Here is a 24,724-nt window from a genome sequence, read left to right as displayed (position 1 = left end):
GTAGGCACGGAAATCCTAAAAATATTTTTTATAACAGCTGGTTACCGGGGTAATTAATAGCACTTAACAGGCTAATGTTAAAGCTATATTACTGCAAAACCCCACTGATCATCGAAAATGAACCCCTGAAACTACCCCTTTCCACTCTGACTGGAGTATGTCGAATTTTTGCCTTGTGCAGGTTTTCTGGCGAGTCAATATTTTGTCTTTTGTCGAGGAGCTGTATATAACTATTTGTATTTAAAGGAATAAATAGGTCAGCTTTGGATGGCATTTAAATTGCATTCCCTAAGGTGTAAATCTTGAGGACGGCAAAATGGCAGAAGAACAAACAGCGGAAGAGCTCGATCTGGGTGAAGAGAAGTCGGGCAAGTCCAAGCTCATTATCATCATAGCAATAGTCGCAGTCTTACTCATCGGTGGTGGTGCTGCCGCCTATTTTCTGTTGATGGGTGGTGACGAGGCGGTTGATGAGGATGCGGCGACATCGGAACAGGCGGAAGAGGCCGAAGTGGAGCAGGCTCCTGCCCAGTATATCGAGCTGAAGCCCCCCTTTGTCGTAAACCTGCCTGGACGTCCAAGCCTGCTGCAGATCGGGGTCAGTGTCCGGGTTAGATCCGACGAGATGGTCGAATTCGTTAAACATAATGATCCGATGATTCGTCACAATCTTCTTAACCTGCTCTCGGCTGCAGATGCCAAGGCCCTGAAGGGGCGTGAGACCAAAGAGAGTTTACAAGCAGAGATGCTTAAGGAACTCAACCGGGTTGTCACGGAATTACAGGGCCCCGGCGAAGTTGAAGCCCTCTATTTCACCAGTTTTGTAATGCAATAATCGTCATGAGCGCCAACGACTTACTTTCACAAGAAGAGATCGATGCCCTATTACACGGGGTCGATAATGGTGATGTCGCTACCGAATCGGACGTGGTCGAGGCCGGTGGTGTCAATTCCTATGACTTCACCAGTCAGGACCGTATCGTTCGGGGACGTCTGCCTACGCTGGAGATGATCAACGAACGCTTTGCACGCCTGTTCCGCACCAGTCTGTTTAACATGCTTCGCCGCACCGCTGATCTCTCCGTATCCGGTATCCAGATGCAGAAGTTCTCCGAGTTTGTGCATAGCCTGTTCGTGCCTACCAGCTTGAATATGGTCCGGGTGCCACCCTTGCGGGGGAAGGGGCTTTTCGTTATCGATCCCAAGTTGGTGTTCAGTGTGGTGGATAACTACTTTGGCGGATCTGGGAGATTCCATACCAAGATCGAAGGGCGTGACTTCACGCCTACGGAAAACAGGGTTGTTCAACTTCTTTTGAACCGCGCCTTTGAGGATTTGGTGGTAGCTTGGAAACCTGTCTTTCAGGTCAAATTCGAATACAGCGGTTCAGAGGTCAATCCTCAATTTGCCAACATCGTGAGTCCGTCCGAGGTGGTGGTTGTCACCTCATTTCATGTGGATCTGGAGAGTGGGGGAGGTGACTTTCATATCTGTATGCCTTACTCGATGCTGGAACCGATACGCGAGTTGCTTGATGCGGGTGTGCAGAGCGACCGTGGTGAAAGGGATGAACGTTGGGAACGTTCCCTCAAGGAGGAGATCCTGGCGGCGAGGATTGAACTTTCCAGCCAACTGGCGGATGTGCAGATTAGTGTCAAACAGCTGGCCGAGCTGAAAGCGGGAGACATTCTTCCCTTCGATATGCCGGAAGAGGTTGAGGTTGAAGCTGCCGAGGTCCCCATCTTCAAGGCCAAACTGGGTGTTTCCGATGGTAACTATGCCTTGAAGATCAATACTTGGATTCATCAGAATCGGCAAAAAGGACTGCACGATTATCTGGAAATGGAAAAACAAGCCGTGCAGGCCGCGAATGAAGAGTAATCAAATGACTGCGGCGGTGAGTCAACCGAGGCTGACTGCACAACGATACCCGAAGAGGGCGTAAACAATGAGTGAAGAGAAAACAACTGATCCGAATGAAGCACTGGCAGATGAATGGGCTGCCGCACTGGATGAACAGGACGAGACTGATAGCGAAGACAAGGCAGCAGCAGCCTCTTTCGACGAACTGCGGGATGAGTCAGGTAACGATGCAGTCAATATGGATGCGATCCTGGATGTGCCGGTCACCATCTCTATGGAGATTGGCCGCACCAAGATCAATATTCGCAATCTTTTGCAACTCAACCAGGGCTCCGTGGTGGAGTTGGATAGATTGGCGGGTGAGCCGATGGATGTACTGGTCAACGGCACCCTGATCGCTCAGGGCGAGGTGGTTGTGGTGAATGAGAAATTCGGTCTCAGGCTGACCGATATCATCAGTCCTTCCGAGCGGGTGAAGAGGATTAGTTGATGTGCCGCTGGCCCTTCATCGCCCTTTTTTTCAGCCACTCCCTGTATGCAGCGGATAGTGCGCAGAAACAGCTGGGCGTGAATGTCTCTCCCTTGGGCGCCGACAGCCTGTTGCACACCGCCGGTGGCCTGTTATTTGTCCTGGCATTGATCATTGGCGGGGCCTGGTTGTTCAAACGCTATGCACAAATGCCAATCGGTGGAAAGGGATTGGTGCGAGTCGTGGGAGGGGCCTCGGTAGGCGCACGCGAACGCGTGGTCGTCGTAGAGGTCGAGAATCAACGCTTGTTGCTCGGTGTGGCGCCGGGTCAAGTACGTAAGCTGCATATCCTGCAAACCTCAGAACAGAGTTTTCAGAACCAGTTGCAGAGTGAAAAAAGCGGCGCTCGTCTGGCTGACAGTAGTCAGGAGCGGTCCTAATGAAAACCTGGTTGTTAATCATTGGTCTGTTAAGCACTACATTGCTGCAGGCTGCACCGGGTGTCGATGCATTCACGGTGGCGACGGATGGGGAGGGTGGTCAAACCTATACCCTGACCATCCAGGTCCTGCTCTTCATGACCGCATTGACCCTGTTGCCGGGTGCCTTGATGATGATGACCTCTTTTGCCCGCATCATCATTGTATTGGCCATCCTCAGGCAGGCCCTGGGAACCCAAAACACACCCTCGAATCAGATCCTGATCGGATTGGCCCTGTTCCTCACGCTATTTATCATGATGCCCGTCTTCAACGAAGTGAATGAGGTGGCACTGCAACCCTATCTGGCGGAACAGATGGATACCACCCAGGCGTTACAGGCCGCCGCTGAACCGGTGAAGTCATTCATGATCGCGCAGACACGGGAGGATGATCTGGCACTGTTTGCGCGGATCGGTGATTTCAATGAGCTAGAAGAACCTGACGATGTACCATTCAGCCTCCTGCTTCCCTCATTTGCCACCAGCGAATTGAAGACCGGTTTCCAAATCGGCTTTCTGCTGTTTATACCGTTTCTGATCATCGACATTGTGGTAGCCAGTATCCTGATGTCGATGGGCATGATGATGTTGTCACCAATGATTATCTCCCTGCCGTTCAAAATCATGCTGTTTGTGTTGATCGATGGTTGGGCATTGGTGTTCGGTACCCTGGCGGCCAGTTTCCAACTCTAAGGAGGAAGGTGTATGAGTCCGGATACAGTAATGTCGATTGGACAAAATGCACTTGAAGTGATCGGCATACTGGCTGGACTGGTGTTGTTGCCGGCGCTGGCTGTGGGACTGATTATCGCCATGTTTCAGGCGGCAACCCAGATCAACGAAATGACATTGACATTCATCCCCAAGTTGGTGGTTGTGGGTGTAGTGCTGATGTTCGCCGGTAACTGGATGCTGCACCTACTGATGAATTTCTCCATGAACCTTATCGAGAGTATTCCGGAACTGCTTTTTTAGGCCTGGTACACAAAATCTATCTATGAGGCACATTTGGAAACACCATGATCTTCAACGAAGCGCAGTTCAACACCTGGTTAGCGGCCTATCTCTGGCCGATGGTGCGCATCAGCGCCATGCTGTTGGCGATGCCCCTGTTCAGTTCCCGTCAGGTGCCTGCGCGGTTTCGGCTTATTCTGGTGATTCTGATCACCCTGCTGATAGCGCCGACACTGCCGCCTCAACCCCAGGCGGATGTACTGAGTCATACCGGATTCACCATTATGCTGCAGCAGGTCCTGATCGGCGTGCTGATGGGTTTTGTCCTGCAGATGGTATTCGGTGCGCTGGTCTTCGGCGGTCAAGTGATCGCCTATAGCATGGGTCTGGGTTTCGCCTCGATGGTCGATCCGGCGAACGGGGTACAGGTGCCGGTGGTGGCACAATTCTATCTGATTCTGGCTACCCTGCTGTTCCTGATCTTCAATGGTCATCTGCTTTCCATAGAGCTGATTGCTGACAGTTTCGCTACCATGCCGGTGGCGATGGATGGTATCTCGCGAAATGGTCTGCTTGAAGTCGTTGCTTGGGGGAGCCGGCTTTTTACCGGCGGTCTGCTGATTGCACTGCCCATTGTGGGGGCCATGTTGATGGTCAACATGGGTATGGGTGTGGTGATGCGCGCCGCACCGCAGCTGAATATCTTCTCGATCGGTTTTCCGATCACCATGCTGCTCGGTTTTGCCTTGATCTGGGTGACCCTGCCAAACGTATTTGCTGTCTTCAATGAACTCCTGGATGAGGCCTTTCAACATCTGATGCTGACCCTTCAGGTGACGAGGTGAATCATGGCTGAGAATGAAAACGGCCAGGAAAAAACAGAACAACCCTCGGCGAAAAGGCTGCTGGATGCCAAGCGCAAGGGGCAGGTACCCCGTTCCCGTGAGCTCAACAGTATGGCGGTAACCATGATCGGCGTAACCACCCTGGTTGTCATGAGCCACACCATTGGCGACGGCCTGTCGGAGATGATGAGTCAGAGCTTCGTCCTGACCCGGGAACAGATCTTCGATATCAACAGCATGCTGATTCAATTGGGTGAGCGACTGTTCCAGGTGTTGCTGGTACTGCTGCCATTTTTTCTGTTGGTTATCGTGGCTGCCATCTTCAGCTCAGTCGCCCTTGGAGGATTCTCAATCAGTGCTGAGGCGTTGACACCAAAGCTGAGTAAGATGAGTCCGTTGAAGGGATTGAAGCGCATCTTCTCGGCGCGTGGTCTGGTGGAGATGCTCAAGGCTTTGGCCAAGTTTGTCTTTATCGGCGGTGTCACCGTACTACTACTCTGGCACTCCCTGGATAAGTTCCTCGCATTGCATGGCATGGAGCTCTCTCAGGCAATGCAGAACCTGAACGGATTGATCGGCTGGTCGGTGATCCTCATGACCTCAACCTTGATCCTTATCGCGGCGATTGATATACCGTTTCAGTTGTGGGATCACAAACGCCAGTTGAAGATGACCCGTCAGGAGCTGCGTGACGAACTGAAAGAGACTGAAGGTAAACCTGAGGTCAAGAGTCGAATCCGTCAACTGCAACGGGAGATGGCGCAAAAGCGCATGATGCAGGAGGTGCCGAAGGCAGACGTCATCGTTACCAATCCGACCCACTATGCGGTTGCTCTGCAATACGATCCACAAACCATGCATGCGCCGAAACTGCTGGCCAAGGGCGCCGACCTGGTGGCAATGACCATTCGTCAGGTCGGTAGCGAGGCGAAGGTACCGGTGGTGGAGTCGCCGATGCTCGCGCGTGCCATCTACTTCCATACTGAGCTGAATGCCTTTATTCCTGCCGGACTCTATCTCGCGGTAGCTCGACTGTTGGCCTATGTCTTCCAGCTCAGGGCCTATCGCACCGAGGGAGGGGAGTATCCGGATCTGCCGGACGAGCTGTCGATTCCGGAGGAGTACCAACACAGTGACTGAAGAGTTTTTAGTTATGAGTTATGAGTTTTTAGTTATGAGTCGAAAATGATGAGTTTTGAATTTAACTATTCACTTCAATCTGGTTTCTTGATTGGACTGTCCAATAGGCTGTGCACAGGGTGCACACATACAACTCAAAACTCAAAACTCAAAACTCAAAACTCCCCAGGGGTGTAACGATGAACGCCATAGCAATCCTCGACAATGTAAAACAATCAGGCGCACGCGGCTTGGGCGCGCCGATTATGTTGTTGATGTTGTTGACGATGATTGTGATTCCATTGCCGCCGATTGCATTGGATATGTTCTTTACCTTCAATATCACCCTCTCTCTGGTGGTGATGTTGGTGGTGGTCTACACCCGTCGACCACTCGAATTCTCAGTCTTCCCCAGCATGTTGTTGATTGCCACCCTGCTGCGCCTTGCCCTCAATGTGGCTTCCACCCGGGTGGTGCTGCTGGAAGGCCATACCGGTGGTGATGCGGCGGGTAAGGTGATCGAGGCCTTTGGTGCCTTTGTCATCGGCGGTAACTATGCGGTGGGCCTGGTGGTCTTCCTGATCCTGGTGATCATCAACTTCGTGGTTGTGACCAAGGGTGCAGGGCGTGTTTCTGAAGTCAGTGCGCGCTTTACCCTGGATGCCATGCCGGGTAAACAGATGGCCATCGACGCCGACCTCAATTCCGGTCTGATCGATCAGGATGAGGCCAGGACCCGGCGCGAGGATATCGCCCGTGAAGCAGATTTTTACGGTGCCATGGACGGTGCGAGCAAGTTCGTTCGCGGGGATGCGATCGCGGGTATCCTGATCCTTTTCATCAATATCATCGGCGGCCTCTCCATCGGCATGGCCCAGCATGGTCTCGATTTCAACACCGCCCTGCAGAACTATGTGTTGCTGACCATTGGTGATGGTCTGGTGGCACAGATCCCATCATTGCTGCTTTCCACTTCGGCGGCGATCATCGTCACCCGGGTGGCCAGTACCCAGGATGTGGGTGGGCAGATTGTCAGTCAGCTGTTTACCAGTCCCAAGGCACTGTCGATAGCGGCGGCGGTGCTGTTTCTGATGGGCATAATTCCAGGGATGCCCAATTTTGCCTTTCTTACCCTGGCAGCGGCAGCGGCGGCAGGGGCTTGGATGATCTGGCAGCGGCAGATGAAACCTGTGGAAGAACCGGTTTTGGAAGAGCCGGTCGAGCAACCGGAACAGCGGGAACTGAGTTGGGAGGATGTGCAACCTGTGGATTTGATCGGCCTCGAAGTGGGTTATCGTCTGATCCCCCTGGTCGATCGCAATCAGGGCGGGCAGCTGATGAATCGCATCAAGGGTGTCAGGCGCAAGCTGTCACAGGAGATCGGTTTCCTGATTCCCTCCGTTCACATCCGCGACAACCTGGATCTCAGTCCCAACAGTTATCGAATTTCCATCAATGGGGTATCTGTGGCGCTGGCGGATATCTTTCCGGACCGGGAGATGGCGATCAATCCCGGTCAGGTGTTCGGTGAGCTGCAGGGAACGGTCACCAAGGATCCGACCTTCGGTCTGGATGCCATCTGGATCGATCCGGAACAGAAGGACCATGCACAGACCCTGGGTTATACGGTGGTGGATGCCAGTACCGTGGTGGCGACCCATCTGAGTGAAATCCTCCAGTCCCATGCCAACGAACTGCTGGGCCATGAAGAGACACAGCAGCTGCTGGATATGCTGGGCAGAACCGCGCCAAAGCTGGTGGAAGACCTGGTGCCGAAAGCACTTTCATTGAGCGTGGTGACGAAAATATTGCAGAATCTGCTGACTGAGCATGTGCCGGTGCGTGATTTCCGCACCATTGCAGAGACGTTGGCAGAGCAGTCACAAAGAACCCAGGATCCGGGCGCGTTGACAGCTGCAGTCCGGGTGGCTCTGTCACGGGGAATCGTGCAGCAGCTGATCGGGGCCTCTGAAGAGATCCCGGTAGCTGTTCTGGATCCAACCCTGGAGCAGCTGCTGCAGAGAACGCTGCAGGCATCTGAAGAGGGACAGGCGGGATTCGAACCGGGTCTGGCAGAGAGATTGCAGAATGCGCTTTCCGAAACCTCTGCGGCAATGGAGACCCAGGGTCAGGAGAGTGTGTTATTGGTGGCGGCCCCGATCAGGCCCTGGATGGCTCGCTTCGCTAAACATGCTGCCCCGAGTATGCATATCCTCTCCTACAACGAGATACCCGACAATCGTCAGATCAAGGTGATCACAACCATCGGTAATGGGGGAAATGAGGACTGATACTACACACCCCAGTACCGAATATGAGATAGTAACCACAGGATTAGTGTTGAGATGGGTCTCAACAGGTTGCGCTTGATTGACCTCGGTAAGGATTAAAACAAATGGTCATGTTAGTTATAAAAGGGTGGTCAGCCGAATCTGCATGGCTGCAAAATGAGAGCTGGTCACAGATTGATTATTGCCAAAGGCTCTACCACTGCACCTATTTGAGGGGTAGAGCACTGAATTGCACAGCTGAATCACTGCTTAAGCGGGAAGCATGTGAGTTTCAACTGGTGAGTCGGGAGCACGCGGAGGCGCTCACCTACACCCTGGAGTCTGCAGGGGCTCAATTCGAGATCAAACACCTGTGGCCGGAAAAAGTCATATCACTCGATCTCTATCGCAAGGGTACAGAGGTCAAAACGATCACCCAGGCAATTGCTGACGCCAGGTAAAACTCCCCTCTAGCGATCTCAGCTGAAGTTCTCTTCGACCAGCATGTCAATTTTCTGTGTCAGGCATGATTATCAATCAAATCAGTGCCGAAACCTTGGCGGAGTAGTCCTGGGGAGTCAATTGACTGGCGTCTTAAACAGCCCTGACGGAGCTCCGACATGTTCGCATCGGATCTTCCAACCTATTGTATTAAAAGAAAATAAATAATTAATTCCGATCTATTCATGATTGGAACAGTTTTTGCAAACATAGTAATAAACCCTCAGTGGGAGTGAATGGCCTCTACGACAGCCGGCAAGGACCGGTGGCGTGGAAACAGAGCCGGAGAGTGGATTGGCAGGTTGAATGGCGCAAGCTCAATGCAGGGCAATCGCCGGGGAATGCGGACTATGAAGATAAGACGTTTTTTTGCCTCTGATATGCGGCAGGCCCTACGCCAGGTGCGTGAGGCGCTGGGTGCAGACGCAGTCATTCTCTCCAACAAGAACGTGCAGGGCGGGATTGAGTTGGTGGCCGCCGTGGACTACGACGAATCCGCATTCGACACAACTCAGCCAACAAGCATCGAATCTGATCCTCGAACATTGACCGATGACAGTGCCAGCCTCTCAAGCGCAGCCAGATCAGCTTACCTGAACAACACCGTTTCAGATCAGTCTGAAAAGCCCAAGCAAGACTACCGTGATTCCAAGCCGGCTCAGAGGCAGGAACAGCCTCGAGTCGAATGGAGTCAGGATCCGGTATTGAAGGAGATGCGGCGTGAGATGCAGGCACTGCGTCGTATGATGGAGAACGAACTCTCTGAGCTGACATGGCGTGATCTTGGACATCGTCGCCCCCAGACACAGGATTTAATCCGCCGCCTGATGGCATTGGGTCTGGATGCGGGTCACTGTAAGGAGTTGGCCTATCGTGTCGAGGACGCCGAGACACCCGAACAGGCATGGCGCCAGGCCCTGACCCAGCTCGGTGCTGAAATACCAGCCGTAAAGCAGGATCTCCTTGATGAGGGCGGCATCCTTGCCCTGGTGGGGCCGACCGGTGTCGGCAAAACCACCACCATTGCCAAGTTGGCCGCCCGATTCTGCCTGCGTCACGGTAACCGCCATCTCGCATTGATATCGGCCGACAGTTACCGGATTGGTGCCCAGGAGCAGTTACAAAACTATGGCCGCATCCTGGATGTGCCGGTTCGCAGCGTCACCACTCCGGAAGAGCTGAACAACGCCCTGCACGCCTTTGCGGATAAGCGTTTGGTCTTGATCGATACCGCCGGTATGGGGCAGAGAGATCTCCAGCTGACGGAACGCCTGGCACTATTGAGCAAAGGAAACCACCCCGTGAAATCACTGCTTACGCTCTCTGCAACCACCCAGCGGTCAGCCTTGAGTCATGCCATTCGAGCATTTGATATCGTCAGTCCGATTGGTGTTGTCTTGACCAAGATGGACGAGGCAGCTTCCCTCGGGGGCGTGCTTTCAGCTGTTCTCGAAGCAAAACTGCCGTTGGCCTTCGTTACCGATGGTCAGCGGGTACCGGAGGATATACACAACGCCTATGCGGATAGGTTGATGAAGCATGCAGTGGAGCTATCCGAACTTATGGGTGGCAGTCCAGATGAGGAGTATCTGGCGATGGCTTTCGGGGGAATGAATGAACATGCACATGTCTGAACAGATCGAAGATCAGGCAACAGGGTTGCGCAGGATGATTAACCCGGAACCGGTGAGGGTGATTGCTGTCACCGGTGGTAAGGGTGGTGTGGGCAAGACCAGTATTTCTGCCAATCTGGGGGTCGCCTTCGCCGAACTCGGTCGCCGGGTAATGCTGCTCGACGCCGATTTGGGATTGGCAAATCTGGACGTACTCCTCGGTTTGCACGCAGAGCGTAATCTGTCCCATGTGATGCAGGGTGAATGCTCACTGGAGGATGTTTTGGTCACCGGGCCCAAGGGAATGAGGGTTGTCCCTGGTGCTTCCGGAATCCAGCACATGGCTGAGATGACCCCTGCCGAAAATGCCGGTTTAATCCAAGCCTTCAGCGAAGTTGCCAACGATGTGGACGTTTTGCTGATCGACACGGCTGCCGGCATTTCCGATCTGGTGATCAGTTTCAGTCGTGCAGCGCAGGAACAGATTGTTGTGGTATGTGATGAACCCGCCTCCATCACGGACGCTTATGCCATTATCAAGCTGCTCAACCGTGAGCACGGAATTAGTCGTTTCCGAATCTTGGCTAATATGGTAAAGAGTGTGCAAGAGGGGCGTGATCTTTACAATAAAATGTGCCGGGTAACCGATCAATACCTGGACGTTATGCTGAACTACATGGGCAGCATTCCTTATGACGAACAACTCCGCAAAGCGGTGCGAAGCCAAAAACCGGTTGTAGAGGCCTATCCACGTTCACGAGTAGCACAGGCATTCAAGAATTTGGCCAAAAAGGCCGATAACTGGCCTGTACCCTCGGGTGTCAGTGGCGATTTACAGTTTTTCGTCGAACGATTGATCCAATTTTCTAGCCAATACGGGGAGGTATGACGGTGAGCGGCTTAGCGACATACACCGCCATGCAGCAACAACAGAACTATGATGATCTGGTGGATCAACATGCCGGACTGGTGAAAAGGATCGCTTATCACCTGATGAACCGGTTGCCACCGAATGTTCAGGCGGATGATCTGATTCAAGCGGGGATGTTGGGCCTGCTCGAGGCGAGCAGAAACTACGACCCCACACAGGGTGCCAGTTTTGAGACCTATGCGGGTATCCGCATACGCGGTGCAATGCTGGATGAAATTCGACGCAGTGACTGGACACCGCGCTCTGTTCATCGCAAGGCGCGCATGGTTGCTGAAGCGATGCGGGAAATCGAGAACCACGAGGGCAGAGATGCGCGTGATGTAGAGGTGGCCGATGCCTTGGATATGAGCCTTGAGGAGTACCATCAAATCCTCAGGGATTCAACGGGTTGTCGAATTTTCAGTCTGGATGAGTTGACCGCAGTGAGTGATGGCTTCCCGGTTGCCAGGGAAGGATCTGCAGATACACCATTCGATGGATTGCAGAAAGACGCCTTCAAGAAGGCATTGGCGGATGCGATTGCTGGCTTGCCCGATCGTGAGCGGCTGGTTATTGCCATGTATTACGATGATGAGATGAATCTTCGTGAAATCGGGCATGTACTGGGTGTGAGTGAGTCTAGGGTTTGTCAAATACACAGTCAGGCGACACTGCGTTTGCGGTCACGACTGACAGATTGGCTTTCATTGGTACACGACGAAGAGTAATGGTTGGCCTGTGATTCGTTGACGGGACGTCAGCACTAACAGGATGGAGGTAGCATTGGACAAGAATATGAAGATCCTCATTGTGGACGACTTTTCCACCATGCGGCGTATTATCAAGAATCTATTGCGTGATCTTGGGTTTAACAACACCCAGGAGGCGGATGATGGTCTCACGGCACTACCCATGCTACAGAGTGGGAATTTCGATTTTCTTGTCTCAGACTGGAACATGCCGGGAATGACAGGTATCGATCTGCTGAAAGCGGTCAGGGCGGATGATAAGTTGGCCGCATTGCCGGTATTGATGGTAACAGCGGAATCTAAACGCGAACAGATCATCGAGGCGGCACAAGCAGGTGTAAACGGCTATGTCGTTAAACCTTTCACTGCCACGACCTTGGAAGAAAAGATCAACAAGATCTTCGAACGCGTGGGTTAAATTGAGGCTGTGTCTGGAGTAAAAAATGGGACAACAAGACAACCAACAACGATTAGAGATTGCAAAGTCCCTCGTTATCAGCTTGGAAGCCGGTGATGATGCGGAATCCGAGCGATTGATAGGTAATCTGACACAAGCAAAGAAAAACGACGACCTGTTCCAAGAGGTGGGTCGCCTGACCCGTGAACTGCATGAAGCCATCAACGGTTTTCTCCTTGATGCCCGAATCTCCGATATGACCAATGTGGAGATTCCGGATGCCAAGGAGCGGCTCACCTATGTCATTACCATGACCGAGCAATCCGCGAATCGGACGCTCACTGCTGTCGAGCATAGTATTCCTCTGATCGAGAAGATTGAACAGGGATCTGCTGAACTTGCTGAGCAGTGGGAGAACCTACGTTCCCAATTACTCAACAAAGAGGATTTCAAGGAGCTGAGCAGTTCACTTTCAAGTTTCCTAAAGAGTACGCAGAGTGATGCCGGTGAATTGCACAAAAACCTGTCTGAAGTGCTAATGGCTCAGGATTTTCAGGATCTTACCGGCCAAATTATTCGCAAGGTCATCACCCTTGTTCATGATGTGGAGGAGAAACTGGTCATGCTGGTGCGTATCACCGGTAGCAAGCTGGAAGATCCCGAACAGAATAAAGACCAAGCTGAAGTGCTTGCGGGACCGGCTATTCCAGGTCTGGATCAGGGCGAACAAGTGACAAACCAGGACGATGTGGACGATCTGCTCTCCAGCCTGGGGTTTTAGTTATTCAGGTTAGGACCGATATAGATTTCAACAACATTCGGTAAAGTTCGGTGATCCACCGGGAGCATTAGATGAGCATCGATGTCAACGACGAAATCCTTCAGGATTTTTTGGTCGAGGCTGGAGAGATACTAGAGCTGTTGAGTGAACAGCTTGTGGACCTGGAGCAGCAACCTGATGATTTCGATCTGCTAAATGCCGTATTTCGCGGTTTTCACACGATTAAGGGCGGTGCGGGATTCCTATCCATAGATCCCTTGGTGGAAGTCTGCCATCGGGCCGAGGATGTCTTCAATATACTGCGCCAGGGACAGCGTAGTGTGGGTCCGGATCTCATGGATTCTGTACTTGAGGTGCTGGATATTGTGAATGCCATGTTCGAGCAGGTACGCGAAGGTATTATGCCGGAACATGCGGATCCGGAACTGATCGAGCGACTGAATAAATTTGCCGTGCCGGAAGGAGAAGAGGAAGAGGAAGAGGAAGAAGAGGCCGCTGCAGAGGAGTCGGCTGATGATGAAGCAGTGGAGGAAACAGATACAGCGGTGGCGGTTGAGGCAGAGGCGGAGGCAGAGACATCAGCGGAGAGTGTGCCGTCTTCATCGGATGATATAAGCGATAACGAATTCGAGTCCTTGCTGGATGCGATTCAAGAACCTGCCCAAGCCGGCAAGGATGACAATATATCCGAGGATGAATTTGAAAACCTGCTGGATGAACTGCACGGCAAGGGTAAATTCACGGGTAAACCCAAGGCAGAAGATAAGGCTAAGAAACCTGCAGCCTCTGATGATATTTCCGAGGATGAGTTCGAGGCCTTACTTGACGAGATCCATGGCGAAGGCAAATTCAATCCCGATAAGCTGAGCAATGAGCAAGCACCCGCCAAGAAAAAGGCCAAGCCGAAAAAAGCGGCAAAGCCCCCTGCAGGTGATGACGATATCAGTGAAGATGAATTTGAAGATCTACTGGATCAGATCCATGGTGCGGGGAAGTTCGATCCGCATAAGATCAAGTCGGATGAGGATGAAACGACCGAGGGTAAAAAGGCACCAAAGCCTGCGCAGAAAATGCCCCCCAAGGGTAAAGCTAAATCCGCAGCCAAAAAATCTACTGCCAAAGCGGCAGCCAAGCCTGCGAAAAAGTCGGCGCCTGATGCAAAAACAGCACCCGCCAAGAAACCTGCCGCAGAGGCTAAACCCAAGGCGGCACCCAAGGCTGCCAGCAGTAAACCTCCCGCCGAAACCACTGTACGCGTGGATACCCAGCGGCTTGACGATATCATGAATATGGTGGGTGAGTTGGTGCTGGTGCGTAACCGTTTGGCGACGCTGAAGGCAACCATGAATGATGAGGACGTATCCAACGCGGTAGGTAACCTGGACGTGGTGACTTCAGACCTGCAGCTGGCGGTGATGAAGACGCGGATGCAGCCGATTAAAAAGGTATTTGGCCGATTCCCACGGGTAGTGCGTGATCTGGCCAGGAGTTTGAAGAAAGAGATCGATCTGGAAATGGTGGGTGAGGATACCGACCTGGACAAAAATCTTGTGGAGGCATTGGCTGATCCTCTGGTGCATTTGGTACGCAACTCGGTTGATCACGGTATTGAACAACCGGAAGAACGCGAATCAAAAGGCAAGCCGAGACGGGGTAGGGTGGTACTTTCAGCCGCCCAGGAAGGTGATCACATTCTGCTATCGATCGCCGATGATGGTAAGGGTATGGACCAGGAGGTGTTACGTAAGAAGGCAGTGGAGAAAGGCATGATGGATAGCGAGGCGGCAGCCCGCCTTGATGACAAGGAGTGTTTCAATCTTATCTTTGCCCCTGGATTTTCCACCAAGACCGAGATCTCCGATGTCTCAGGACGTGGTGTCGGTATGGATGTGGTGAAGACCCGGATTGCGCAAATGAATGGTTCGGTGGAGATAGATTCCGAATGGGGTCAGGGCAGTATCATTATCATCAAACTACCCTTGACACTGGCCATCCTTCCCACCTTGATGGTTGTTTTGGGAGATCAACCCTTCGCACTGCCCCTGGCTAGTGTAGTGGAGATATTCAATCTCAATCTGAAGCGTACAAACGTGGTCGATGGTCAGTTGACTATCATGGTTCGCGAACGCGCCCTGCCACTTTTCTATCTGCGCAATTGGCTGATTCCGGATAATCCGATCAATGATGATGACAAGTCAAATGGGCACGTGGTTATTGTCAATGTCGGTAATATTCAAGTCGGTCTGGTTGTCGACCATCTGATTGGTCAGGAAGAGGTCGTGATCAAACCCCTGGGTGCACTTTTACAAGGGTTGGACGGTATGGCTGGCGCTACAATCACCGGCGACGGAAAAATAGCCTTGATCGTGGATGTGCCAGGTCTAATGCGGAAGTATGCCAAGAAATTTTAAGGAACTTGCAACATGGTTGGCAGCCCCGCTCACACACACAATCACTAGAGTGAAAAAAACGGATAATGGCCGCCAAGCTGAAAGTACTGATTGTTGATGATTCGGCATTCTTTCGAAACCGTATAAGCGCGGCATTGTCACAGGCGAATGATATCGAGATCGTCGGTATTGCAGCGGATGGAAAGGAGGCCATCGAGCGTACCCGACGACTTAAACCCGATGTGATTACCATGGATGTGGAGATGCCCATTGTGGACGGTATTTCCGCAGTGCGTAAGATCATGGCGGAGATGCCTACCCGTATCCTGATGTTTTCCGCCCTGACCAAAGAGGGTGCCAGGGAGACACTGGATGCACTGGATGCGGGGGCGATGGATTTTCTGCCCAAGGATATGAGTAATCTTGGCAGCGGGGTGGAAGAGGCCAACAAACTGCTGCTGGAACGTGTCAGGGCGGTAGGTCAGTCACGTTTGAGCAGTGTCCGAGGTGCGCTTGGCGGCCGTCGCCAGCATACCGGTCGTACCCCCATGACGGTATCCCAGTCGGGTGTAGGTGGTAGGAAACCGGAGCTGTTGGCAATCGGCGCCTCCACCGGTGGACCGGTGGCTTTACGCCAGGTATTGAGTGCATTGCCGCGCAATTATCCTTTGCCGATCATTGTGGCGGTACATATGCCTGGCAGTTTCACAGGTGCCTATGCGGAGCGGTTGAATGGGGTATGTTCAATCAAAATCAAAGAAGCGGCAGACCGGGACTTGTTGATTGCGGGGCAGTGTCTGGTCGCTCCGGGCGGAAAACAGCTGCAGGTTGAACGTGGGCCCTCCAAATACCAGGTACGAATCAGCGAACCACTGTCTGGCCAGATCTACCATCCCAGTGTGGATCTGATGTTCACATCGGTTGCCGACAGCTACCGGGATCGGGCATTGGGAGTGATATTGACAGGCATGGGGGCGGATGGCTTGCAGGGTGCCAGAAAGTTGAAACGGGCCGGATCGGTCTTGTGGAGTCAGGATCAGCACAGTTGCGTGGTCTACGGTATGCCCCAAGCTGTTGAAAAGGCAGGTTTATCCGACCGGGTTGTGGCGCTTGACGAGATCGGGCCGATGCTGGCCAGAATCTCTTAGAAATGGTTTCGACTGGATGCGAAGACGAGTAGGGTCAACTATGGGAATTTGGTGCCGATGAGAGTGTTATGAGACTCGATTTTCTAAGCTTTATCGGAATTATAATCGCATTTCTGGCGATATTGGGCGGCAATTGGCTGGAGGGCGGTCATATAGACTCCCTGGTCAACGGACCGGCAATGGTGATTGTCACCGGTGGCACAATCGGTGCCATATTGTTGCAGACCCCGGTACCTGTATTTCTGCATGCCTTGCGGCTCTCCGGCCGGGTATTTCTTCCCGCCAGGCTGGATATGCGCACCACCATCGACAAGTTGGTGGCATGGAGCAATATCGCCAGAAAGGAGGGCCTGCTGGGATTGGAGACCATTGCGGACGAAGAACCCGATCCCTTCATTCGCAAGGGCATGCAACTGCTGGTTGACGGCAGTGAACCCGAGACCCTGCGAGACATCCTGGAAATGGAGGTGGATGCCAGTGAACAGCACGATATCCAGGCGTCCAAGGTGTACGAAGGCATGGGAGGCTATTCACCCACCATCGGCATTATCGGCGCGGTCATGGGCCTCATCCATGTGATGCAGAATCTGGCGGATCCGAGCAAACTGGGGAGTGGTATCGCCACCGCATTCGTCGCCACCATCTATGGCGTCGGCCTGGCAAATCTGTTTCTGTTGCCCATTGCGGCCAAATTGAAGACCCAGTCAGAGAATATCGCCAAATTCCGCGAGATGGTCATCGAGGGTGTGATCGGGATCGCCGAGGGCGATAATCCACGCAGCATCGAGACAAAGCTCAAGGGATTCCTCCAATGAGCAGGCGACGCAAGCGTAAACAGGAACATGTCAATCATGAGCGCTGGATCGTCTCATATGCCGATTTTATCACCCTGCTATTCGCATTTTTCGTGGTCATGTACTCGGTCTCCTCGGTCAATGAGGGCAAGTACAGGGTACTCTCTCAAACACTGACCGATGCCTTTCAGGAGAGCAGCCGCAGTCTCGAACCGATTCAGGTCGGCGAACTCAATCGTTCTCCAGGTAATGCAGTGGGTTTGGCGCAGGAGAATGCCCTGATAGAGACCGAACAGATCCAGGGACCAGGTACCTATCAGGAACAGGGCCTGAATATGGATGCGATTGGCACGCTGCCGAATGATGAGACTCAACGACTCAGTTTCCTTGCGGCGACCATTGAGGATATGTTGAGTGATTATGTCGATCAGGACCTGGTCGAGGTCAGCTTCACTGAGGATCGGGTGATCGTGAACATGAAAGACAAGATGTTGTTTCCCAGTGCCAGCGCGCATCTATCAAGAGCGGCCGTGAAGGCGCTCAGAAACATCAGCCGGGTGTTAAATACCGTGCCCAATCAGATACAAGTGGAAGGCAATACCGACAACCGTCCCATCAAGACCGATGAGTTTCCATCGAATTGGGAGTTATCCGCAGCCCGTGCAGCAAGTGTGGTCCATTTGATGACCCGCATGGGGATCAAACCGCAACGCATGTCCGCCGTGGGCTATGCGGAACACCGGCCGGTTGCGGAAAACACGACAGAATCGGGACGGGCGAAAAATCGCCGTGTCTCACTCATAATCATGGGTATGAACGGGAGCGATGACCGTGTCATCGATCTTCCCACGGGTGGCCAATGAAGGTCTGGACAGTAGCCAATCAAAAGGGAGGGGTGGGTAAGACAACCACCACGGTCTCTTTGGGCGGATTGCTCTCCCAGTGGGGGTTGCGCACGCTGCTGGTCGATATCGATCCACACGGTTCCCTGACCAGCTATTTTCGGTATGATCCGGATGCTTTGGACGAGAGTGTTTACTCATTGTTCAAGGCCGTGGCGCAACAAAAGCAGGTGGACCCCCTCAGCCTGATCTATCCCACAGGCACAGAAGGGTTGGATCTGATGCCGGCGGAGATGGCCCTGGCTACCCTGGACCGTCAGGCTGGAAAAATGGACGGAATGGGGTTGGTGATCAAGCAGGCACTGGCGCGACTTCAGAATCAATACGATCATGTGATTCTCGATTGCCCACCGATTCTCGGGGTGTTGATGATCAATGCCCTGGCGGCCTGTGAACAACTGATCATCCCGGTACAAACCGAATTTCTCGCCCTCAAGGGTTTGGAAAGGATGTTGCACACCCTGGAGATGGTCACGAAATCCAGGCATATACCACTGCCCTATCTTGTTGTACCCACCATGTTCGATCGACGTACCAGGGCCTCCATAGACAGTCTCAGGGTGATGCGAGAGAGTTATCCCGGGCGTGTATGGCATAGCCTGATACCTGTGGATACCCTGTTCAGAGAAGCCAGTAAGGCCGGTATACCACCTGCGTTGTTCGCACCCCAGAGCCGGGGTGTCACGGCCTATGAGAAGCTACTGCAGAACCTTCTCGATGAAGCAGAGGAGCCGGTAATTCAAGCGGGTATGGCTACATGAACGGTCGGGCCAGGCAGTCTCAACCAACCCAGCTGGCCAACAAAATTGCCGAGCCGGACAGTGCACTGAAAAGCTATCTCGATACGCTGTTATCAGAGATTGACGATCTGGCGGTAGCGCCTCCTAAGGTGGAGGTTAAAGAGCCATTAGCTGATGCCGATATTAAACATGACGAGCATCCAGAAACGACCCTGGCGCCAACACCACAAGCGACGATCAGGCGTGAAGATACCCTGCCTACTATGCCGGACTGGGTTGACGAAGCGTTTCAAGTCCTGTTGTTCGAGGTTAACGGCATCAAGTTGGGAATTCCCCTCTCATCCTTGGTGGGAATCCTCACTTTCTCGGGAGAGGCGAGTCAATTGCCCGGGCAACCAGTCTGGTCCATGGGCGTCATAGTCAATAGGGATGAAAAGGTCGTGGTCATAAACAGCGCCACGCTGTTGATGCCGGAAAGATTGGATGAGGATAGCTCTGTCGAACCGCAGCACCTGTTATTGATCGGTGATGGGCAGAGAGCATTGGCAGTAGACAGGATCTGCAATACGCTATTGGTGGACAAAGAGGAAGTTCGGTGGCGTACTGGCAGCGGGATACGGCCATGGTACGCAGGTATCATCATACAGGAGTTAAGTGTGTTGTTGGATGTTGATGGGATATTGAAGATGCTTGCCGACTGAACAGAGTAAGCTACAAACGATCACTCCGTTCAGATAAAAGAGTGATAATACGATGAGGTGTAAGCATGACAATTGAAGACGATGAAGAGGCTGGCGGTGGTCCGCTGATCCAGTTTGTAACGTTCATTTTGATGGATGAAGTCTACGGCGTCAATGTAATGCAGGTGCAGGAGGTACTTCGTATCACAGAGATCGCTCCCGTACCCGGTGCACCATCCTATGTCCTGGGTATCATCAATCTGCGTGGTAATGTGGTGACAGTCATCGACACCCGAACCCGCTTTGGTCTACCCACCAAGGAAGTGGATGATGCCAGTCGTATCATCGTAATTGAATCTGAAAAACAGGTCGTGGGAATATTGGTGGATGCGGTAGCCGAAGTGGTTGAGTTGCGGGAAACGGAAATCGATGCGGCGCCGAATGTGGGTACAGAAGAGAGCTCACGCTATATTCAGGGTGTCGCGACGCAAGAGGAGAGCCTGCTGATCCTGGTAGATCTGAATAAATTACTGACGGATGAGGAGTGGCAAGAGATCAGCATGTATTGATCCGGTATAGGTCCGTAGATGGTGAAAAATCTCTCCTTGCAACTTGTTAGTCCAGGCAGTGGTGGATAATTCCTGATATGCGTCCCGCACGGGGTTTTTGTCCCTGGCACGGTTTTTCGGCTATTCTTTTACAAATCAACAGTACGAGTGAGGCGAAAAAGCGTTCATTTCGAAAAGGAAGCCAGATATGCCTGAAATCGGAGGACAAAATCCACTCAATCCCCTGACGCCGGTAAAACCGACTAAACCGCCGTTGCGCCGTGAGCGCCCCAGATCCGTTGAAGATCGTAAACAGAAACAGCAGAGGAAACCGAAACAAAATGAGGATGATGGAAAACCGCATATCGATGAGTATGCCTGATAATCCTCTCTATTGCCGGTAGGATGACAGACATGACAGGTGGTGATGCGACACTTTTCTGGTTCGGTCTGTTGCCAATGGTACTGCTGTTGTTGGTTCTGGTGGTCGTCTTTTTAATCTTCGAGCGCAATCGAAGTGAGTCGTACAAGCAGCTACAACGGGAAGTCGAAACCTTAAAACAGACAGTCAGTGCCCTCTGTTCCAGTGCGGTTGGTGTGGATAAGCGCGTGAATCGCCTGGAACGCCATGGCAGGGATTTAGAGGAGCGCCAAGAGAATATCGAACACAGCAGTCAGCAGGGCGAGCCTCCCTATAGCGATGCTATCCGTATGGTGCATGCAGGCGCGGGACCGGAACAGCTGGTCTCGGAACTGGGGATCAGCCGGGATGCCGCCGATCTGATTATCATGATTCACGGCATGAAGCGTGAAGACGCCTGAGGACTCTCCAGTACCTCTGCTTGGTTTCGCCGCCTACAGCGGCACCGGTAAAACCACCCTCCTTAAACAACTGATTCCCCTATTGCGTGAGGCCGGTTTGAGGCTGGGTGTGATCAAGCATGCCCATCACCAAGTGGAGGTTGATCAACCGGGCAAGGACAGCTATGAACTGCGCAAAGCAGGTGCCGCCAGGGTGCTGCTCGCCAGCTCCAGGCACTGGGCGCTGATGGTGGATGAGTCACAAGAGCGCGAACCGGAGCTGCCGGAGCTTCTGACACGGCTCGATTGCAGCGTTGTGGATCTGGTGCTGGTTGAGGGTTTCAGGGACCTGGAGTTCCCCAAGATTGAGCTGCATCGCCGTGCACTGGGTAAACCCCTGCTGTTTCCTGCTGATAGTTCAATCATTGCCATTGCCAGCGACAATGGGATAGGGGAAGCGACAGATCTACCCCAACTGGACCTCAATGATCCGGCAGCGATTGCCGATTTCATACATAACTATTGCGCCAGTTTCAGTCCGGCTGAGGTAAACAGAAGCGCAGGATAGCCGATTACTTCTCGGCCGTGATGTAGCAAATCCATCCGGCATCCGCCTCACCTTCGCTGACGGGGAGAAAGATCCCATCGGGTTCGTCGTCTTCATCGAATCCCTGCCAGTAGAAGGTCACTTTGCTGAAACCTACCTCATTCAGCAGTTCATGGATCTCCGGCAGGCTCCATAGCCGCCAGTCGTAGCTGAAGGCGCGCTGCATCCGTGAGCCGTCCTCAAACTCAAAGTGGATGTGGCAGATCAGATTGCCACTGATGGGGTCATATTTCTCCTGTTCCCAGATGTAGGTGAAGGTAGTATCCCCATCCTCGATATCACGCTCCTCCTCCATCTCCTTATAGGAGTCATAGCCGCCATAGGCATCCATGAAGAGTATGCCGTCATCGGCCAGTTGCCGGTGAACCCGCTGAAAATAGTTTTTCAGCTCAGTACGTTCCTTGAACAGCCAGTAGCTGAAATTCATGGCTGAAATGATCTGCATCGGTTCGGTATCCACCGAAAGTACGTTTTCCTCGATCAGCCTGATGCGATTCCGCTGCGATGATTTGAGCCTCTGCAGTTGATTGTCCCGCCCCCAATCCAGCACTTCCTTATCCAGATCGACTCCGATCGCTTGATTGGATTTGCGTCGGCGTACCCATTCACAACAGACGTTCGCGGTACCGCAGAAATCCTCCCTCAGGCGCTTTGCCCGCCTGCCATGTATTTTCTTGTACATATCATCGACGAAATCGATCTCCGCCTCTGCGCACTGTACAGAGAGTTCATAGAGGTGGTGACGGTCGGCTGACTTTGCCATCGAAGGGGATTTTTTCTTTCTTTTCGCCATGGTAATTCGTTAATCAGTCAGGTGATGTGGGTATTCAATAACCCAATAGAGCAGTAACATCATTGGTATTGACCGGCGAACTATACTCCTAAATAGGGCCCTAAAAAACAGACGGGGCTTGGATTGACCAAAGATGTCCATCGGTACACTTTTCTCAACCCCCTTCACCCCGTCCTAGTAGCGACTCGAATATTATCTAAGTTGCTGTTAGGGAAGACGTATTAGGTGTATCAGGTTTACAAGACACATCCTAAAGGAGAGCTAATCAGAGGTGGGGACATGGCAATAGCAATCACACTTAAAGAGTATCTGCAAAATAGTGGCGTCAATTTTGAAATCATCGATCATCGGCGTACCGATTCCACCCTGCATACCGCAGAAGCAGCCCATATACCGGGCGACAGAATGGCCAAGTCGGTCCTGCTCGGGGACGACGAGAGCTACCTGCTAGCGGTTATACCCGCCACACATCGGCTCCAACTCGACCAGTTGAAGCAATTGACCGGGCGTAAACTCAGCCTTATTTCCGAGGATGAACTGCAGCAGGCCTTCGCCGATTGCGAAACCGGCGCGGTACCGCCAACTGGACTGCCCTACGGCATCGAGACCCTGGTCGATGCAAGTCTGTTGAAACAACCCGATCTCTATTTCGAATCCGGCGATCATGGGAAATTAATCCACATCAGCGTCGACAAATTCAGGGAATTAGAGTCCAGCGCCATCGTTGCAGAATTCAGCAGACATCTTTAGCTATTTGATTCCGGAGATGAACTGGTTTAATCTTGCGCCTCCAAAATTCCGGAGAGATGTCCGAGTGGCTGAAGGAGCACGCCTGGAAAGTGTGTATACGTTAATAGCGTATCGAGGGTTCGAATCCCTCTCTCTCCGCCAAATAAAAAGGGGCCCAACAGGGCCCCTTTTTATTTGACGGATAGCGAGGCCTAGATTCGAACCCTTCGTTCGACAAGGCGCGTAGCGCCGCAGGACGCCGAGCAAAGCGAAGGCGCCCCGTAGGGGTGAGCCGTAGGCGAATCAATCCCTCCCCTCAGCTGGCACCCAAGCCCAGGAGTCCCGCAGCCCCTTTTTATTTGACGGATAGCGAGGCCTAGATTCGAACCCTTCGTTCGACAAGGCGCAAAGCGCCGCAGAACATCATCGCGCAGCGATGATGGCCCGAAGGGCGAGGCCGCAGGCCGAGTAATCCCTCCCCTCAGTCGGCACCCAAGCCCAGGAGTCCCGCAGCCCCCCTCTCAAAGCCTACAGGTGACATACGGACCTGGATCAGGCAGCAAGACCCCCATATGCCATTGACAAAAGGGCAACAAATCTTCAGAATTCGCGTTCCACAAAAAGCGCCCGTAGCTCAGCTGGATAGAGTACCTGGCTACGAACTAGGGGGTCGGAGGTTCGAATCCTTCCGGGCGCGCCATATTGAAAAGGGGGGTCTGCGTCAGCAGATTCCCCTTTTTAATATGTTGTCCAGACAGCTTCGGACCTCCGACTTCAAAAAGTCGGTTCGACCAGGACCGGAGGTCCGCAGCACGAGCGCGGAGCGCGAGACATCCTTCCGGGCGCGCCATATTGAAAAAGGGGGTCTTGGTCCGAATGGCGCTTAGTTAAGGCAAATTTCAGGATTATCGTCATTCCGGCACAGGCCGGAATCCAGTAACACCGTCACCATCAAGCATTCTGGATCCCGGCATGCGCCGGGATGACGGTGGTTCTTGGCTAAAATAAGTGCCATTCGGGCCTCGGCCCCCCTTTTAATATGTTGTCCAGACAGCTTCGAAGCTCCGACTTCAAACAGCCGGTTCGACCAGGACCGGAGGTCCGCAGCACGAGCGCGTAGCGCGAGACATCCTTCCGGGCGCGCCATATTGAAAAAGGGGGTCTTGGTCCGAATGGCGCTTAGTTAAGGCAAATTTCAGGATTATCGTCATTCCGGCGCAGGCTGGAATCCAGTAACACCGTCACCATCAAGCATTCTGGATCCCGGCATGCGCCGGGATGACGGTGGTTCTTGGTTAAAATAAGTGCCATTCGGGCCAAGGCCCCTATTAGGACACCTTGATCCGCACAACCTTCATTACATCCATATCTATTCCAGCCACACTATCCGAGTCGGAATAGTAAGTCAGATTGACCCGTTGACCTGCAAGACTTTTATAACGCTTCTTCCTTTTATATTTGAATGGGACATCAGTGCCTTCAATCAATAGTGTGTTGACTATCCATTCCCCACTCTCACGCTGAACATGAGACATAACTTTCTTCATTTCTGAGTGGGTCAAATCCCGATGGGCTTTCAGTAAGTCGTCTACAGGTGATTTCATTTTAATCTCTGCCTAAATGCAGGATGCAGTTATAGG

28 protein-coding genes and 2 tRNA genes are annotated in these 24,724 nt (G+C 52.7%); 28 read left to right on the top strand and 2 right to left on the bottom strand.

Annotated elements, in window-relative coordinates; all coding sequences use genetic code 11:
- The first annotated feature begins 316 nt into the window (after positions 1–316).
- The 25 genes from R2K28_RS12490 (at position 317) to mobB (ending at position 21,523) form a co-directional block, all read left to right on the top strand.
- Complete coding sequence (locus tag R2K28_RS12490; protein ID WP_316364763.1) at positions 317–835, top strand: flagellar basal body-associated FliL family protein; 519 nt, start codon at positions 317–319, stop codon at positions 833–835.
- A gap of 5 nt (positions 836–840) precedes the next feature.
- Positions 841–1,881, top strand: a complete 1,041-nt coding sequence (gene fliM / locus R2K28_RS12485) for a flagellar motor switch protein FliM (RefSeq protein WP_316364761.1) — start codon at positions 841–843, stop codon at positions 1,879–1,881.
- 67 nt (positions 1,882–1,948) lie between these two features.
- Positions 1,949–2,353 carry a flagellar motor switch protein FliN gene (gene fliN / locus R2K28_RS12480; protein ID WP_316364758.1) on the top strand — a complete coding sequence of 135 codons (405 nt, stop codon included), beginning with the start codon at positions 1,949–1,951 and terminating at the stop codon, positions 2,351–2,353.
- Entirely contained in the window at positions 2,353–2,772 is a 420-nt protein-coding gene (gene fliO / locus R2K28_RS12475) for a flagellar biosynthetic protein FliO (RefSeq protein ID WP_316364755.1), read from the top strand. The genes fliN and fliO overlap by 1 nt, the downstream gene beginning before the upstream one ends.
- Positions 2,772–3,506, top strand: coding sequence for a flagellar type III secretion system pore protein FliP (gene fliP / locus R2K28_RS12470; RefSeq protein ID WP_116447969.1), 735 nt, complete (start codon positions 2,772–2,774; stop codon positions 3,504–3,506). The genes fliO and fliP overlap by 1 nt, the downstream gene beginning before the upstream one ends.
- Positions 3,507–3,518: 12 nt before the next feature.
- Entirely contained in the window at positions 3,519–3,788 is a 270-nt protein-coding gene (gene fliQ, locus R2K28_RS12465) for a flagellar biosynthesis protein FliQ (protein WP_069127996.1), read from the top strand.
- 44 nt (positions 3,789–3,832) lie between these two features.
- On the top strand, positions 3,833–4,612 hold the full coding sequence (gene fliR / locus R2K28_RS12460; protein WP_316364751.1) for a flagellar biosynthetic protein FliR: 780 nt from the start codon (positions 3,833–3,835) through the stop codon (positions 4,610–4,612).
- Positions 4,613–4,615: 3 nt separating this feature from the next.
- Positions 4,616–5,752, top strand: coding sequence for a flagellar biosynthesis protein FlhB (gene flhB, locus R2K28_RS12455; RefSeq protein WP_316364748.1), 1,137 nt, complete (start codon positions 4,616–4,618; stop codon positions 5,750–5,752).
- 188 nt (positions 5,753–5,940) lie between these two features.
- Complete coding sequence (gene flhA / locus R2K28_RS12450; protein ID WP_442871442.1) at positions 5,941–8,022, top strand: flagellar biosynthesis protein FlhA; 2,082 nt, start codon at positions 5,941–5,943, stop codon at positions 8,020–8,022.
- A 110-nt stretch (positions 8,023–8,132) separates the two neighbouring features.
- Complete coding sequence (locus tag R2K28_RS12445; protein ID WP_316364745.1) at positions 8,133–8,462, top strand: hypothetical protein; 330 nt, start codon at positions 8,133–8,135, stop codon at positions 8,460–8,462.
- A gap of 390 nt (positions 8,463–8,852) precedes the next feature.
- A complete protein-coding gene (gene flhF, locus R2K28_RS12440; protein ID WP_316364744.1) occupies positions 8,853–10,136 on the top strand; it encodes a flagellar biosynthesis protein FlhF in 1,284 nt (427 codons plus the stop codon).
- On the top strand, positions 10,123–11,004 hold the full coding sequence (locus tag R2K28_RS12435; protein ID WP_442871441.1) for a MinD/ParA family ATP-binding protein: 882 nt from the start codon (positions 10,123–10,125) through the stop codon (positions 11,002–11,004). Before flhF ends, R2K28_RS12435 begins: the two co-directional genes overlap by 14 nt.
- 2 nt (positions 11,005–11,006) lie before the next feature.
- A complete protein-coding gene (locus R2K28_RS12430) occupies positions 11,007–11,753 on the top strand; it encodes an RNA polymerase sigma factor FliA (RefSeq protein ID WP_116447796.1) in 747 nt (248 codons plus the stop codon).
- Positions 11,754–11,820: 67 nt separating this feature from the next.
- On the top strand, positions 11,821–12,192 hold the full coding sequence (gene cheY / locus R2K28_RS12425; protein ID WP_442871396.1) for a chemotaxis response regulator CheY: 372 nt from the start codon (positions 11,821–11,823) through the stop codon (positions 12,190–12,192).
- 25 nt (positions 12,193–12,217) lie between these two features.
- Positions 12,218–12,952 (top strand): protein phosphatase CheZ, encoded by a 735-nt coding sequence (locus R2K28_RS12420; protein WP_316364741.1) that lies wholly within the window; start codon positions 12,218–12,220, stop codon positions 12,950–12,952.
- A 71-nt stretch (positions 12,953–13,023) separates the two neighbouring features.
- Complete coding sequence (locus R2K28_RS12415) at positions 13,024–15,363, top strand: chemotaxis protein CheA (RefSeq protein WP_316364738.1); 2,340 nt, start codon at positions 13,024–13,026, stop codon at positions 15,361–15,363.
- Positions 15,364–15,428: 65 nt separating this feature from the next.
- Positions 15,429–16,490, top strand: coding sequence for a protein-glutamate methylesterase/protein-glutamine glutaminase (locus tag R2K28_RS12410; RefSeq protein ID WP_316364736.1), 1,062 nt, complete (start codon positions 15,429–15,431; stop codon positions 16,488–16,490).
- Positions 16,491–16,558: 68 nt separating this feature from the next.
- Positions 16,559–17,305, top strand: coding sequence for a flagellar motor protein (locus tag R2K28_RS12405; protein ID WP_316364735.1), 747 nt, complete (start codon positions 16,559–16,561; stop codon positions 17,303–17,305).
- Positions 17,302–18,147, top strand: a complete 846-nt coding sequence (motD, locus tag R2K28_RS12400; RefSeq protein WP_316364734.1) for a flagellar motor protein MotD — start codon at positions 17,302–17,304, stop codon at positions 18,145–18,147. The genes R2K28_RS12405 and motD overlap by 4 nt, the downstream gene beginning before the upstream one ends.
- The gene (locus R2K28_RS12395; protein ID WP_316364733.1) at positions 18,144–18,947 is read left to right on the top strand and encodes a ParA family protein; all 804 of its coding nucleotides are present in this window, start codon (positions 18,144–18,146) and stop codon (positions 18,945–18,947) included. Before motD ends, R2K28_RS12395 begins: the two co-directional genes overlap by 4 nt.
- The gene (locus R2K28_RS12390) at positions 18,944–19,627 is read left to right on the top strand and encodes a chemotaxis protein CheW (protein ID WP_316364731.1); all 684 of its coding nucleotides are present in this window, start codon (positions 18,944–18,946) and stop codon (positions 19,625–19,627) included. Before R2K28_RS12395 ends, R2K28_RS12390 begins: the two co-directional genes overlap by 4 nt.
- A gap of 65 nt (positions 19,628–19,692) precedes the next feature.
- Positions 19,693–20,175 (top strand): chemotaxis protein CheW, encoded by a 483-nt coding sequence (locus tag R2K28_RS12385; protein ID WP_316364728.1) that lies wholly within the window; start codon positions 19,693–19,695, stop codon positions 20,173–20,175.
- A 187-nt stretch (positions 20,176–20,362) separates the two neighbouring features.
- Entirely contained in the window at positions 20,363–20,536 is a 174-nt protein-coding gene (locus R2K28_RS12380; protein ID WP_316364726.1) for a hypothetical protein, read from the top strand.
- Between the two features lie 32 nt (positions 20,537–20,568).
- A complete protein-coding gene (locus R2K28_RS12375; RefSeq protein WP_316364724.1) occupies positions 20,569–20,976 on the top strand; it encodes a DUF2802 domain-containing protein in 408 nt (135 codons plus the stop codon).
- Positions 20,963–21,523, top strand: coding sequence for a molybdopterin-guanine dinucleotide biosynthesis protein MobB (mobB, locus tag R2K28_RS12370; protein WP_316364722.1), 561 nt, complete (start codon positions 20,963–20,965; stop codon positions 21,521–21,523). The genes R2K28_RS12375 and mobB overlap by 14 nt, the downstream gene beginning before the upstream one ends.
- Before the next feature lie 4 nt (positions 21,524–21,527).
- Here mobB and R2K28_RS12365 read toward each other — a convergent pair whose 3' ends face one another.
- Positions 21,528–22,355, bottom strand: a complete 828-nt coding sequence (locus R2K28_RS12365) for a class I SAM-dependent methyltransferase (RefSeq protein ID WP_316364721.1) — start codon at positions 22,353–22,355, stop codon at positions 21,528–21,530.
- A 279-nt stretch (positions 22,356–22,634) separates the two neighbouring features.
- Between R2K28_RS12365 and R2K28_RS12360 the strand changes: the two genes are divergently transcribed.
- The 3 genes from R2K28_RS12360 (at position 22,635) to R2K28_RS12350 (ending at position 23,784) form a co-directional block, all read left to right on the top strand.
- Complete coding sequence (locus R2K28_RS12360; RefSeq protein ID WP_116449213.1) at positions 22,635–23,105, top strand: aminoacyl-tRNA deacylase; 471 nt, start codon at positions 22,635–22,637, stop codon at positions 23,103–23,105.
- A gap of 50 nt (positions 23,106–23,155) precedes the next feature.
- A tRNA-Ser gene (locus R2K28_RS12355) sits at positions 23,156–23,246 on the top strand.
- A gap of 461 nt (positions 23,247–23,707) precedes the next feature.
- A tRNA-Arg gene (locus R2K28_RS12350) sits at positions 23,708–23,784 on the top strand.
- A 628-nt stretch (positions 23,785–24,412) separates the two neighbouring features.
- Here the strand turns inward: R2K28_RS12350 and R2K28_RS12345 are convergent.
- Positions 24,413–24,688 (bottom strand): hypothetical protein, encoded by a 276-nt coding sequence (locus R2K28_RS12345; protein ID WP_316364720.1) that lies wholly within the window; start codon positions 24,686–24,688, stop codon positions 24,413–24,415.
- Between the last annotated feature and the right edge of the window lie 36 nt (positions 24,689–24,724).

It is taken from the genome of Candidatus Thiodiazotropha sp. CDECU1 (assembly GCF_963455295.1).
GTDB lineage: Bacteria > Pseudomonadota > Gammaproteobacteria > Chromatiales > Chromatiaceae > Thiodiazotropha.
This window is presented reverse-complemented; position numbering and strand designations above follow the sequence as displayed.